Raw genomic sequence first — 13,597 nt, forward strand, 5'->3', positions numbered from 1 at the left:
ATCTCACCAGGACACGTACAGCTCCTGCGGCGACCGGTGGATCAGCGTGGGCCGCATGCGCGGCGGCCGCGCCCCCTCCAGCCGCAGCCCCGGCAGGCGGCGGACGAACAGCTCCAGGGTCAGGCGCAGTTGCTCCCGGGCCAGCCGGGAGCCGGGGCACCCGTGCGGCCCGTACCCGAAGGCCAGGTGGGGCCGGGCGGCGGCCCCGCGGCCGATGTCGAACTCGTCGGGGCGCTCGTGCCGCCGCCCGTCGCGGTTGGCCGACCCGTACGCCACCAGCACGGTCGCCCCGGCCGGCAGCCGGGTCCCGGCCAGCGTCACCGGGCGGGTGGTCCTGCGCCGGAAGGCCTGCACGGCCGCGTCGTGGCGTGCGGCCTCCTCCACCGCCGCCGGCACCAGGGACGGGTCGTCGCGGAGCATCCGCCACTGCCGCCGGTCGGAGAGCAGGTGCATCAGGGCGGTGGCGATGAGCGCGCTGGTCGTGAGGAACCCGGCGATCAGCAGGTTCTGCAGGTTCGCCACCAGCTCGTGGCGCTGCTCGGCGGTCAGCTCGCCCGCCCCGGGGGCCAGGGCCGCCACCATGGCCGAGCAGAGGTCGTCCCGGGGCCGCTCGCGCCGCGCGCGCACGTACCCGTCCAGGAGCCGCTGCAGCGCCACCACGTCCTCGGCGGCCGCCACCTGCTCCTGCGGCGACAACGGCCGGAACAGCAGCTCCTCCGCCCGGAAGCCCCCGTGCACGGCGGCCGGCACGTCCGCCGGGTCCAGCCCGATCAGCCGCCCGACCACCTGCCCGGGCAGCTGCCGGGCGTAGCCCCCCACCAGCTCGACCGGCCCGTACGCGGGCAGGCCGTCCACCAGCTCCCGCGCGCAGGCGCGGGCGTGCGGGAGCAGCGCCGCCACCCGGGCCGGGGACAGCCCCCGGTTCAGCGGGGCCCGGTGCCGGCGGTGGGCGGCGCCGTCCGAGGAGACGACGGTGGGGCGCGGCCCGAAGCCGCCCGCCAGGACCGCGAGGACGGCGTCCGGCAGCGCCACGTCGGGGGTCAGGGAGTTCACGGAGGAGAAGTCCTCCGCGCGCAGCAGCACCTCCCGCACGTCCCGGTCGCGCGCCACCAGCCAGGCGTCGAACGCCGGCAGGTACGTCAGCCCCTCGGTCCGGCGGGCCCGGGCGTACAGCGGGTACGGGTCGCGGTACAGCTCGTCGCGCCAGGCGTGTCCCGGCGGCGGTTCGGTGCGGGTCACACGTGCCTCCCGTGGGACGGGGGCGCCAGGCGCGCCGGGGCGGGGCCGTCCGGCCGGACCGTGAGCCCGTACGCGGCCCCGGTGGGGACGGAGTCGAACACCGGCACGTGGCCGGGCAGCAGCAGCTCCAGCAGGGCGACCGACTCGCGCAGGGCGAACTGCGTGCCCAGGCAGGCCCGGGGGCCCATGCCGAAGGGCAGGTAGGCGCCCTGCCGGGCAGGCCGCCCGCCCGGGGCGGTGAACCGCCCCGGGACGAAGCGCTCGGGGTCCGGCCACAGCTCCGGGTCGCGGTGCGTCAGGTACGGGCAGACCAGCAGGTCCGTCCCCGCCGGGACGGCGTGGCCGGCGACGGTGTCGGCGACGGCCGCGTGCCGGGGCAGGATCCACGCCGACGGGTAGAGCCGCAGCGTCTCGCTGACCAGCGCCTGCACCGCCTCCCGGCGCTCGGGCGAGCCCTCCGGCCCGGCGGCCAGGGCCTCCTCGCGGGCCCCGGGGTGGCGGTCCAGGAGCAGGTACAGCCAGAGCAGGGTGGTGGCGGTGGTCTCGTGCCCGGCGACCAGCAGCGTGACGAGCTCGTCGCGCAGCAGCCGGTCCGTGTACTGCGGGTACGTGTCCGAGGCCTCCACCAGCACCTGGAGCAGCCCCGGCCCCTCCGGCCCCGCCTCCCGGTCCCGGGCGGCGGCCACGGCGTGCCGGGCGACCGCGTCGATCCGGGCCAGGTCGGCGGCGACCGAACCCCGCGCCTCGACCTCGTCGGCGGGCAGGCTCGGCAGCGCCGCCACCACCGCCGCCACGGCGGTGAGTTCCCGCGCGGTGGCGTCGTCCAGGGGATGGCCGGTGAGCGCGCGCCAGATGGTGTCCAGGGCGAAGCGGCGCATCTCCTCCCCGACGTCGAAGACCTCCCCGCTCCGCGCGTACCCGGCCCACCGCTGCGCCGTGGTGCGGGCCGCCGCGGCGATCCGCCGCTCGTAGCGGCGCATGCCCGTACCGGTGAACTGCGACTGGAGGAGCCTGCGCTGCCGCTTCCAGGCGTCCCCGGTCGCGGCCAGCAGCCCGTCGCCGATCAGCAGGCGGGCCCGGTGGGAGCGCTTGACGTACCCGTCGGGGTTGCGGGCCAGTACGTGCTGCACGGCCTCCGGCCCGGTCACCAGGACGGTGGGCTGCGGCCCGATCCGCACGGCGGCGAGGCCGCCGAGCCGCTCGCGCGCCAGGCCCAGCAGCTCGATCAGCTCGCCCCCTCCGGCCCGCCACCGCTCGACCTCGGCGGCGTCGAGCTCGGGCACCGGCGGGGCGGCCCGCCCGGTAACGGCGTGTGTGGCCAAGGCTGTTCTCCTGTCCGGCAGACGTCGGCAGCACGGACTGTACGCGTGCGCGCGCCCGCGTACGAGGGCGCCTTGCGCCGACGTCGCATGGCCGACACGCCGTCGGTGCCCGAGGACGGGATTGCGGGCTACTGGGGCGACCAGCGCTGGGAGGCGTTGCCGTTGCAGGAGTTCGTGACCAGACCGCTGCTCATGCCCAGGTCGAGGCAGCCGCCGTTCCAGTCGTTGCGCAGGGTGCCGCCCGAGCCCGTACGCCACGTCCGGGCGAGGTCCTGGTCGCAGTCGCCCACGAAGACGGCCTGGCCGAGCATGTTGCCGTAGAGACAGCCGCCCGTCTGCTGGTTGACCAGCCTGAAGCTCCCGTCGCCCTGGCTGCGCACCGTCCAGCGGGCCGTGGAGTCCGAGCAGCTCCCGTAGTCGGAGGCGCCGAACACCTGCGTGATGCACTGCCCGTTGTTGCCGTTGCCGTAGCGGTGGGTGCCGCCGGAGGCGGGCGGCGGGGTGGGCTTCGGCGGGGTGCCGCCACCGGCGGGGGCACCGGTGGCACCGCCCTGGCCGTTGGGGGTGCCGGCCGTGGGAGCCGTGCCGGTGCCGGCCGCCGGACCCGTGCCGGTGTTCGCGGCCGGCGGGGGCGGCTGCGACGCCCCCGGCTCCTGGCCCGGGGGCTGCTGCCCCGGCGGCGCGGAGGCCGCACCGGACGGGCTGCCGCCGGACGCGGAGGGCTGGGCGCCCGACGCCACGGACGACGGGGTCTGTGCCGCCGGGGCCGGGCCCTGGGCAGAGCCCGGAGCCGGCACCGATCCGGAGGGCTGGGCACCGGCCCCGGAGGGCGCGGTCACGTGCGGGAGGTACTGGACGGCGAGGGTGGTGCCGCCGGCGACCACGACGACCGGGAGCACGGCGAGCAGGACCCGGGTACGGCGGCGCCGCTCGGCCGGGGCCGCGGCGGCCGGGGTCGCGGCCTCCGGGGCGGGCTTCCCGCCGACCAGCGGGAGCGTCGGTACGTCGACCTCCTGCACGTCCGCCGCGAACGCGGCCCGCTCGGCCAGCCGTTCGGCGATCGCCCGGGGCCACGGCGGGGCTTCGAACGGCCCCTGCTCCGAGGCCCGTTCGAGGAGCTCGGCGGCGGTCGGCCGGTCCCCGGGGTCCTTGGCGAGGCAGCCGGCGACGACGTCCGCGAGGCCGGCGTCGAGCTCCCGCAGCGGCTCCAGGTCGGGATCCTCGTGCACGATGCGGTACAGCACCCCGTGGCCGGACTCCTCGCCGAACGGCGGCCGGCCGCAGGCCGCGTACGCCAGTACCGAGCCCAGCGCGAACACATCGGTGGCGCCGCTCAACGCCTTGGCCCCCGAAGCCTGTTCGGGAGCCATGTACGCGGGGGTGCCCACGACCATCCCGGTCCGGGTCAGCTGGCTCTGCTCGGCGGCCCGGGCGACCCCGAAGTCGATGAGGGTGAGGCCGTCGGTGGTCAGCATGACGTTGGACGGCTTCAGGTCCCGGTGCACCATGTCCAGCGCGTGCACCGCCGCCAGACCCGCCGCGGCCTCCCGCAGCAGCAGCCACAGCGCCCGCGCCGGCAGCGGACCGCCGTGCAGGGCGAGGGCCTCGCGCAGGGTGAGCCCGGGTATGTAGGCCGTGGCGAACCACGGGGGGTTCGCGGTGCGGTCGCTGTCGAGCAGCGGGGCGGTGGCCTTCTCCGGGAGCCGGGCGAGGTTGTCGAGTTCGTGCCCGAAGCGGCGCCGGAAGTCCTCGTCCTCGCCGACGACCGAGGCGAGGAGCTGTTTGACGGCGACGTACCGTCCGTCCAGGACCCCCAGGTACACCCGCCCCATCCCGCCGGCGCCCAGCCGTCCCGCCAGTACCGTGCGCCCGATCAGCCGCGGGTCGTCCGCCTCCAGCGGCTCGGCCCCGCTCCCCCTCAGCTCTAACACGTCTGTCCCGTCGCCCCGTCGGTGCATCGAATGAGTTCCTGGCAAGCTACCCGACGCGGCGGCATACTTCGACGATGATCCCCGACGACTTCCGGCCCATCGGGCGCGACCACCCGGACTTCCCGCCGCGGCCCGAGCGCGTCGACCTGGACGCGGCGCACCGGCTCGGACCGGCCGCCGCCGTCGAGGCGAAGTGGGAGTCCATGGCCCGCTCCTGGAAGTGGCGGGCCGAGTACGAAGTCGTCCGCAGCCCGAGCAGGGTCTACCCCCGCATCGTCGAGCTCGTCGCGGCGGCCCGCGCCGTCCCGGAGCTGCGGCGGCTGTACCCGTACACCAGCCACCTGATGCTGAAGTTCAGCTCTACCACCACGATCCCCTACGAGGTGCGGCTGCCGTCGGTCGAGCCGCTGGCCGACGGGCGGTTCCGCGTCCGCCACGGCGAGGTGCTGGGCGAGTTCGACAGCACCGGGGAAGCGCTGGCCCTCGTCCTGGCCCACGCCCCGCCCGGCCTCGGACCGGCCGTGCCGGGCGAGAGCGGCCGCGGGCGCTGAGCAGGGCGAAAGCCCCGGGCCGCCGGGCCCGGGGCTTTCGCCGTCATACCGTTCGCGGCGTTCAGACCAGGTCGAACCGGTCCAGGTCCATGACCTTGCTCCACGCGGCGGCGAAGTCCTCCACGAACTTGAGCTTCGCGTCGTCGCTCGCGTACACCTCGGCCACGGCCCGCAGCTCGGAGTTCGAGCCGAAGACGAGGTCGGCGCGGGTGCCGGTCCACTTCAGGGCGCCCGTCGAGGCGTCGCGGCCCTCGAAGGTGTTCTGGTCCGCGGAGGTCGGCGTCCACGTCGTGCCCAGGTCGAGCAGGTTGACGAAGAAGTCGTTCGTCAGCGTGCCGGGGGTGTCGGTGAACACGCCCAGCTTGGACTGCTGGTGGTTCGCGCCCAGCACGCGCAGGCCGCCGACGAGGACGGTCAGCTCGGGAGCGGACAGGTTCAGCAGGTTCGCCCGGTCGACCAGCAGGTACTCGGCCGGCAGGCGGCTGCCCTTGCCGAGGTGGTTGCGGAAGCCGTCGGCGGCGGGCTCCAGCGCCGCGAAGGACTCGACGTCCGTCTGCTCCTGGGTGGCGTCCACGCGGCCCGGGGTGAAGGACACCTCGACCTCGTGGCCGGCGTCCTTGGCGGCCTGCTCGACGGCGGCGGTGCCGGCCAGGACGACCAGGTCGGCGAGGGAGACCCGCTTGCCGCCGGTCTGGGCGGAGTTGAAGGACTCCTGGACGCCCTCCAGGACGCGCAGCACCGCGGCGAGCTGGTCGGGCTCGTTGACCTCCCAGCCGGCCTGCGGCTGGAGGCGGACGCGGGCGCCGTTGGCACCGCCGCGCTTGTCGCTGCCGCGGAAGGACGAGGCCGACGCCCAGGCCACGGACACCAGCTGGGACACCGTCAGGTCGGTGCCGAGGATCCGCTCCTTGAGGGAGGCGATGTCCGCGGCGTCGACCACCTCGTGGTCGAGGGCCGGCAGCGGGTCCTGCCACAGCAGGGTCTCGGACGGGACCTCGGGGCCGAGGTAGCGCACGACGGGGCCCAGGTCGCGGTGGGTGAGCTTGTACCAGGCGCGGGCGAAGGCGTCCGCGAACCGGTCGGGGTTCTCCAGGAAGCGGCGGGAGATCTGCTCGTAGGCCGGGTCGAAGCGCAGCGAGAGGTCCGTCGTCAGCATCGTCGGCGCGTGGCTCTTGGACGGGTCGTGGGCGTCCGGGATGGTGCCGGCGCCCGCGCCGTCCTTGGCGACCCACTGCTGCGCGCCGGCCGGGCTCGTGGTCAGCTCGTACTCGAAGCCGAACAGGTTCTCGAAGAAGTTGTTGCTCCACCGCGTCGGCGTCGTGGTCCAGGTGACCTCGAGACCGCTGGTGATGGTGTCGGCGCCCTTGCCGGAGCCGTACGTGCTCTGCCAGCCGAAGCCCTGGGCCTCCAGCGGGGCCGCCTCGGGGTCGGCGCCCACGTGGTCGGCGGGGCCGGCGCCGTGCGCCTTGCCGAAGGTGTGGCCGCCGGCTATCAGGGCGACCGTCTCCTCGTCGTTCATCGCCATCCGGCGGAACGTCTCGCGGATGTCGCGCGCCGCGGCCAGCGGGTCCGGGTTCCCGTTCGGGCCCTCGGGGTTGACGTAGATCAGGCCCATCTGGACGGCGCCGAGCGGGCTCTCCAGCTCGCGGTCGCCCGTGTAGCGCTGGTCGTCGAGCCAGGTGGTCTCGGGACCCCAGTAGACGTCCTCGTCGGCTTCCCACACGTCGGCGCGGCCGCCGGCGAAGCCGAAGGTCTCGAAGCCCATCGACTCGAGGGCGACGTTGCCCGTCAGGATGAGGAGGTCGGCCCAGGACAGGCTCTGCCCGTACTTCTTCTTCACGGGCCACAGCAGCCGGCGGGCCTTGTCCAGGTTGGCGTTGTCCGGCCAGCTGTTGAGCGGGGCGAAGCGCTGCTGGCCGGCGCCGGCACCGCCGCGGCCGTCACTGATCCGGTAGGTGCCGGCGCTGTGCCAGGCCATGCGGATCATGAACGGGCCGTAGTGGCCGAAGTCGGCCGGCCACCAGTCCTGCGACGTGGTCAGGACCTCCTCGATGTCCCGCTTCACGGCCGGGAGGTCGAGGGTCTTGAACGCCTCGGCGTAGTCGAACTCCTCGCCGAGCGGGTTGGCCACGGCCGGGTTCTTGGCGAGGATCTTCAGATTGAGGCGCTCGGGCCACCACTGGCGGTTTCCGCCGCCCTGGGTGGGGTGGGGGGCGCGCTCGTGCGCGACCGGGCAGCCGCCCGCACCCTGTGCCTCGACGACTGCGTCATGGTTCTCAGACATGCAAATCCTTCCGGACCAGGCGGATCACGCTGTTCAGGAACGGTCAACTCAACCCTTGGCTATCAACGCGTCAGATCCTACGATTGACTCAGTCCAAGTCAAGACGCAGACCAAGCCCGGATCCCGACGGTTCCAGGAGGACCCGACGGGATCCGGGCGGCCCGTCGAACCTGAGAGGGTGAGCCGACATGAGCGACCTGCTGGACCGGCTGCGCAGGCGCGGCTGGCGGATGACGTCCCAGAGGCGTGTCGTCGCGGAGGTCCTGGACGGCGACCACGTGCACCTCACCGCCGACGAGGTGCACGCCCGGGCCGTGGACCGGCTCCCCGAGATCTCCCGCGCCACCGTATACAACGCCCTGGGGGAGCTGGTCGCGCTCGGGGAAGTGGCGGAGGTCTCCACCGACGGCCGGGCGAAGCGCTACGACCCCAACGCGCACCACCCGCACCACCACCTCGTCTGCTCCGGCTGCGGCCTCATCCGGGACGTCCACCCCGCCGGGAACCCCCTGTCCGACCTCCCGGCGGGCGAGCGCTTCGGCTTCTCGGTGTCCGGGGCCGAGATCACCTACCGGGGGCTGTGCCCGAACTGCGCCGGCTGACGTCCCGCCCGCCCGCACCCGGCGCTCCAGCGGTGCTCCACCAGGCCTCCGGCGGAGCACCGTCGGAGGCCTAGCGGTACGCGGCGAACGCCTTCGTGAAGGCGAGCGGTTCCTGGAGGACGGAGCTGCAGGTGGCGTCGGCGTGGCCGAGGGCGCCCGCCGCGCACTGGCGGTCGCGCGCCGACGACCACATCGCCAGCCGCCCGATCCCCTTCGCCTGGGCGAAGCGGACCAGCTCCGTCGCGTCCGCCACGCCGAAGACCTCGCTCGCCACGTCGTTGACGCCGATCATGGGGGTGACGGCGAGGGCCTTCCAGGCCGCCGCGTCGGAGAGCCCGAGCACGCCCTTGAGCTGCGCCTGCGTCGCGGTCGCCGCCTGGACCGCGTACTGGCCCATGTCCCCGGAGTACGCCGGCCCGTAGTCCATGGCCATGATGTTCACGGCGCCGATCCGCACCCCGTTCTTCGCGGCGTCCGCCAGCAGGGCCACGCCCGGCTGGGTCAGCCCCTCCGGCATCACCGGCAGGGTGAAGGCCACGTCGAGGCCCGGGTGGGACTTCTGCAGCCGGGCTATCGCCTGCGCGCGGCGGGTGTTGGCGGCGGTGTCCGGCAGGGCGGCGCCCTCGATGTCGAAGTCCACCTTGGTGAGCCGGTAGGCGTCGACCACCTTCCCGTACGCCGCCGCCAGCTCGTCGACGCCCGCGCAGTTCAGGGCCAGCTCGCGCCCGGCGGCGCCGCCGAACGACACCCGTACGTCGCCGCCCGCCTTGCGCAGCGCGCCGATCTGGGCCGCGACCTTGTCGTCCGCGAGCGGGGTGACCCCGCCCCACAGCGGCGAGCAGCCGCCGCCGGCGGTGACGAAGGCGAGGTGGAACTCCTTGACGCCGGTCCTGGCCGCGGTGTCGAGCAGGTCGTAAGCGGGGTAGAGCGAGGTGTCCACGTACGGGGCGAACCGTGCGCCGCCGGCGGGGGCGCCGGTCGGCGCGGGCGTCGGCGTGGGGGAGGGCGGGACCACCGGGGTGGCCGTCGCGGTGGCGGTGGCGGTGGCGGTGGCGGTCGCCGTGGCCGTCGGCGCGGCGGTCGGCGTCGCGGTCGGCGCCGTCGTCGGCCGGCCGCTCGGCTGCGGGGTCGCGCCCTGGTCCACCGAGCACTTGACGGCGTTGATCAGGCAGCGGGTGGGGTCGCCGGGCGTCCCCGCGCCCGAGCCGCTCGCCACGAACCCGACGGTGACGGACGCGCCCGGCGCCAGCACCCCGTTCCAGGCGGCGGGCTTGACGGTGACGCGCTGCCCGTCGACCGTGTGGGTCCCGTTCCACAGCGAGCCGATCCGCACCCCCGCCGGCAGGTCGAACTGGAGCGTCCAGCCGGCCAGTTCCCGGCCGGTGCCGTTGGTGATCACGTACTGGGCGGTGTACCCGCCGCTCCAGGAGCTGGACTTGGTGTACACGGCCCCGACGGACGTGGCCTGGGCCGTGCCGGTGAACGCGAAGGCCGCGCCCCCCAGCACCGCCGCCACCACGACCGCCCCGGCGGCCTTCGCCCTGCCGCTCGCCCTGCGCCGGTGTCCGCCCGTGCTGCTGCCCATGGAGTGCCTGCCTTCGTATGACCGGGAGTTGGATACGGGGCAGCACGCTAGCCGCCCGGAAACGGACATTCGTTCGCTTCGGGGCGTCGGCGGCGAACCTTAGGTTCCGCTTAAGGCAGCGGAAAGGACGGCCTCAGGAAGAGGCCCGCCCACCCGGTCGGAGCAGCGGCGCGCCCGCAGGAACACGAAGCCGCCCACGCCCCGGAGAGCCTCTTTGACCTGCGCTTCCCGGGTGCGCTACTCCACTGGTCAACTCGCGGGCCCCGGCCGGGGCCCCGCAGGACGCGTCGGCTCTCGGGAGGCCCAGCCCCATGACCAGAAGGCGTTTGCCCACCAGGCTGCTCACCGCGGCGACCACGACGGCCATACTCCTCACCCTCGCCCCGGCGATGGCCGCCGCCGCGCGGCCCGGCGCCGACGGACCCGCGGACGCCACCGTGCGCCGCGACCCCGCCACGGGGCACGCCCGGATGGTCTTCAGAACGGGTGGATACCTCACCGAACCCGCCGCCACCCCGCCGGAGGAGGTCGTGCTCGGCTACGTACGCGCACACCGGGAGCTCTTCGGCCTGTCGGAGGGGCAGCTGGAGCAGCTCGTCGTCGCCTCCTCCTACCCGACGCGGCACAACGGCGCCCACCAGGTCACCATCGGCCAGAACATCGACGGCATGCGCGTCCAGGGCGGCCTGCTCACCGCCACCGTCGACAAGCGCGGCCGCCTGGTGATCATCGGCGGGGCCGCGGCCACCGGCGAACCGGCCGGCAGCGTCGAACTGACCGCGCAGGACGCCCTCGACGCGGCCGCCGACGCCCAGGGCGTACGCGCCCGGCGGCAGCTCAAGGGCTCCGACAACCGGGACAAGGGCCGGCAGAAGTTCGCCAACCCCTACGCCCGCAAGCTGACCAAGCCCAACGACGTCACCGCCGAACTGGTCTGGTACCCCAGCGGGCCCGGCCGCGCGCTGCGCCCGGCCTGGCTCACCGACATCGAGGCCTCCGGCACCTCCTGGTACCAGACGCTGGTGGACGCGGAGGACGGAGACATCCTCAGCCGGGCGAGCCGCTACCACCACGACGGCCCCGAGGGCCGGGTGTTCACCACCCAGCACCCGGACGTCACGGGGGCCACCCGCACGGTCACCCCCTTCACCGGGCGGGACGGCTCCTGGGTGGCCGACCGGCTGACCCAGGGCAACAACGTCAACGCCTACCGGGACGAGGACGGGGACAACGCCGTCCCCGACACCGGGAACGACGCGCAGCGGCCGCAGTCCCCGCCCAGCGGCGACCCGGCCTACCAGCACTTCGACTACGCGTTCGGCGACGTCTGGCGCACCAACGCGGCCGCCACCCAGGCCAACCTCGACGCCGACGTCAACCCCGTCATCACGCAGCTCTTCTACTACAACAACGTGATGCACGACTACCTCTACACGCTGGGCTTCGACGAGGCCTCCCGCAACTTCCAGGCCTCCAACTTCGGTCGAGGCGGCGCACAGGGCGACGCCGTGCTCGCCGAGGCGCAGGACGGCTGGGACCTCGGCTGCGAGGACGACGCCACACCGCCGAACCGGATCCGCTGCCTGAACAACGCCAACTTCGGCACGCCCCCGGACGGCGCCAGCCCGCGCATGCAGATGTTCATGTGGCAGCCCGGCTACCCGTGGCGCGACGGCTCGCTCGACGGCGACGTCATCGCCCACGAGTACGGCCACGGCGTGTCCAACCGCCTGGTCGGCGGCGGCGACCTCGGCGAGGGCCCGCAGACCGGGGCGCTCGGCGAGGGCTGGAGCGACACGATCTCCTTCCTCAAGTGGGGCGACGCGGTCGTCGGCGAGTACGTCACCGGCAACACCCGCACCGGCATCCGCTCGCAGCGCTACGACACCTCCACCGAGGGCTGGGGCAGCTTCAACCCGGCGCGCGGCGTACACCGCAACGGCGAGGTCTGGGCCGCCACCGTCTACGACATCCGCGAGGCCAAGGGCATCGCCCACACCCAGCAGCTCGTCATCGACGGCATGAAGAACACCGTCCACCAGCCGAGCTACCTCGACGCCCGCGACGGCATCCTGGCCGCCGACATGACCAACACCGGCGGCGCCGACCAGTGCCTGCTGTGGCGGGTCTTCGCCGGCCGGGGCATGGGCGCGAACGCCGCCTCCAGCGCCGACCAGAAGACCGTCACCGCGGACGGCACCGTCCCGGCCGCCTGCCTGCCCACCGCCGACGCCGGCGGCCCGTACACCACGGACGAGGGCACCGACGTCACCCTCGACGCCTCCGCCTCGGTGAAGGGGACCGCCCCCTCGGCCGGCTCCCTGACCGCGTACGCGTGGGACCTCGACAACGACGGGCGGTACGACGACGCCACCGGCGTGAGCGTCCCCTTCGACAGGGTCGGCCGCGACGGGGTCTTCACGGTCGGCCTGAAGGTCACCGACGCCGCCGGCAACACCGACACCGGCTCCACCACGGTCACGGTCCGCAACGTCGAACCCTCGGTCGCCCTCCAGGCCGTCCCCCCGGCGGCCGAGAACACCGGGGTCACCCTGACCGGGACGATCACCGACCCGGGCTGGCTCGACCCGCTCACCGCCACCGTCGACTGGGGTGACGGCAACGGCCCCCAGCCTCTGGACGGCACCCTGGAGAACACCCGCCCCGACGCCACGCTGACCCTGACGTCCCCGCACACCTACGGGGACGACGGCACCTTCGGCATCGAGGTGTGCGGCACCGACGACGACACCCGCAGCTGCGCCGTCACCGACGTGGTGATCGGCAACACCCCCCCGACCGCCGTCATCGCCCCCGACGGCCAGACCACGTACAACGGCCAGAAGGCCTACATCGCGCACGCCGGAGTCCCGGTCGAGGTCACCGGCTCCTCCGCCGACCCCGGCAGCGACGACCTGACCCTGACCTGGAACTGGGGCGACGGCTCCTCGGACGACCTGGTCTCCCTGGTCAACCCCCCGGCCACCGACCCCGATCCGAGCCCCTCGGTCCAGCCGCGCGCCCTGACCGGGAAGAAGTCGCACGCGTACGCGGCCGCGTGCCTGTCCACCCTCACCTTCACCAGCGGCGACGACGACGGCGGCAGCGCCTCCGACACCGCTGCCGTCATCACCACCGGCAACACCAGGCAGGCCCACAACCAGGCCTACTGGATGAAGCAGTACGACGGCCGCGCACCCGACGACTTCACCCCGGCCCAGCAGCAGTGCCTGCTGGACGTGGCCTCGTTCATGAGCACGGTCTACGGCCCCCTCACCCGCGCCCAGGCCTACGCGGTCCTCGCCAACGGCTCGCCCGAGCCGCGGAAGCTGCTGTCGCAGCAACTGCTGGCGGCCTGGCTCAACTTCGCCAACGGATCGTACGACCTGACCACCCGGGTGGACACCGACGGCAACTGGATCCCGGACTCGACCTTCGGGGCGGCCGTCGCCGCGGCCGAGGCCGTCTACAACAACCCGGCCGCCACCCGGCTCGAGCTCCAGAAGCAGGTGGACACCCTGCTGCGGTTCAACGTCCGTGACGGCGGTTGACCGCCGCCTGGCCTGCCTCGCCGCCCTCGCACTCTTCACCGGGTGCGGGAGCGGCGCACCGGGGGCCGCGCGGACGCGAACCCCGGTGACGGGCACGGGCCCCACCCCCGGCACGCCCGTCCCGGCACGCGGGCGGGTGCTCGGCCCGGCGGACGACGGCTTCACCGGCCGGCTCGCCGTCGGCGAGACGGCCCTGCTGCGGCTGCCCGCGCGGGAGGAGCGCGAGCCGGTCCTCACCGGCGGGTCCGTGCTGCTGATCCCGGTCGAGAACCTGGCGCGCTCCGGCCACCGGGAGTGGGAGATCCGGGCCGTGCGTCCGGGCACCAGCCGGATCTCCGTACCCCGGCCGGAGCGCACGCCCGCCGCCCTGACCCTGGTGGTCGTCTGAGAGGCGGAAGGGGCACCTGCGGGACGTGGGGGGGGGGGGGGGGGCCCGGGCCCCCCCCCCGCCCCCCCCCGGGGGGGGGGGGGGGGGGGGCGGGGGGGGCTGGTTGGGGGGCGTGTAATGGGGGGGCCCCGACCGGAGCCCGCC

9 protein-coding genes are annotated in these 13,597 nt (G+C 74.5%); 4 read left to right on the forward strand and 5 right to left on the reverse strand.

Translation table 11 applies throughout. From position 1 onward, the window contains the following. Positions 1–3: 3 nt before the first annotated feature. The 3 genes from ACQKM2_RS21010 to ACQKM2_RS21020 all read right to left on the reverse strand — a co-directional run bounded on the left by ACQKM2_RS21010 (position 4) and on the right by ACQKM2_RS21020 (position 4,492). A complete protein-coding gene (locus tag ACQKM2_RS21010; RefSeq protein ID WP_427711742.1) occupies positions 4–1,239 on the reverse strand; it encodes a cytochrome P450 in 1,236 nt (411 codons plus the stop codon). Further along, positions 1,236–2,561, reverse strand: a complete 1,326-nt coding sequence (locus ACQKM2_RS21015) for a cytochrome P450 (RefSeq protein WP_427711744.1) — start codon at positions 2,559–2,561, stop codon at positions 1,236–1,238. Before ACQKM2_RS21015 ends, ACQKM2_RS21010 begins: the two co-directional genes overlap by 4 nt. A gap of 128 nt (positions 2,562–2,689) precedes the next feature. Beyond that, positions 2,690–4,492, reverse strand: a complete 1,803-nt coding sequence (locus tag ACQKM2_RS21020) for a protein kinase domain-containing protein (RefSeq protein ID WP_427711746.1) — start codon at positions 4,490–4,492, stop codon at positions 2,690–2,692. 74 nt (positions 4,493–4,566) lie between these two features. Between ACQKM2_RS21020 and ACQKM2_RS21025 the strand changes: the two genes are divergently transcribed. Then, positions 4,567–5,043, forward strand: coding sequence for a DUF6193 family natural product biosynthesis protein (locus ACQKM2_RS21025; RefSeq protein ID WP_427711748.1), 477 nt, complete (start codon positions 4,567–4,569; stop codon positions 5,041–5,043). A 61-nt stretch (positions 5,044–5,104) separates the two neighbouring features. On the opposite strand, the gene katG is transcribed toward ACQKM2_RS21025, so the two are convergent. After that, entirely contained in the window at positions 5,105–7,327 is a 2,223-nt protein-coding gene (gene katG, locus ACQKM2_RS21030; RefSeq protein ID WP_427711750.1) for a catalase/peroxidase HPI, read from the reverse strand. Between the two features lie 188 nt (positions 7,328–7,515). Between katG and ACQKM2_RS21035 the strand changes: the two genes are divergently transcribed. Then, positions 7,516–7,929 carry a Fur family transcriptional regulator gene (locus ACQKM2_RS21035; RefSeq protein WP_427711752.1) on the forward strand — a complete coding sequence of 138 codons (414 nt, stop codon included), beginning with the start codon at positions 7,516–7,518 and terminating at the stop codon, positions 7,927–7,929. Positions 7,930–7,999: 70 nt separating this feature from the next. Here the strand turns inward: ACQKM2_RS21035 and ACQKM2_RS21040 are convergent, their stop codons facing one another. Continuing rightward, positions 8,000–9,514, reverse strand: coding sequence for a glycoside hydrolase family 18 protein (locus ACQKM2_RS21040; protein WP_427711754.1), 1,515 nt, complete (start codon positions 9,512–9,514; stop codon positions 8,000–8,002). 311 nt (positions 9,515–9,825) lie between these two features. Between ACQKM2_RS21040 and ACQKM2_RS21045 the strand changes: the two genes are divergently transcribed. Further along, entirely contained in the window at positions 9,826–13,065 is a 3,240-nt protein-coding gene (locus ACQKM2_RS21045) for a M36 family metallopeptidase (RefSeq protein WP_427711756.1), read from the forward strand. After that, positions 13,052–13,453 (forward strand): hypothetical protein, encoded by a 402-nt coding sequence (locus tag ACQKM2_RS21050; RefSeq protein WP_427711758.1) that lies wholly within the window; start codon positions 13,052–13,054, stop codon positions 13,451–13,453. Before ACQKM2_RS21045 ends, ACQKM2_RS21050 begins: the two co-directional genes overlap by 14 nt. The last annotated feature ends 144 nt before the right edge of the window (positions 13,454–13,597 follow it).

Source organism: Streptomyces sp. NPDC004126, from assembly GCF_050275515.1.
GTDB lineage: Bacteria > Actinomycetota > Actinomycetes > Streptomycetales > Streptomycetaceae > Streptomyces.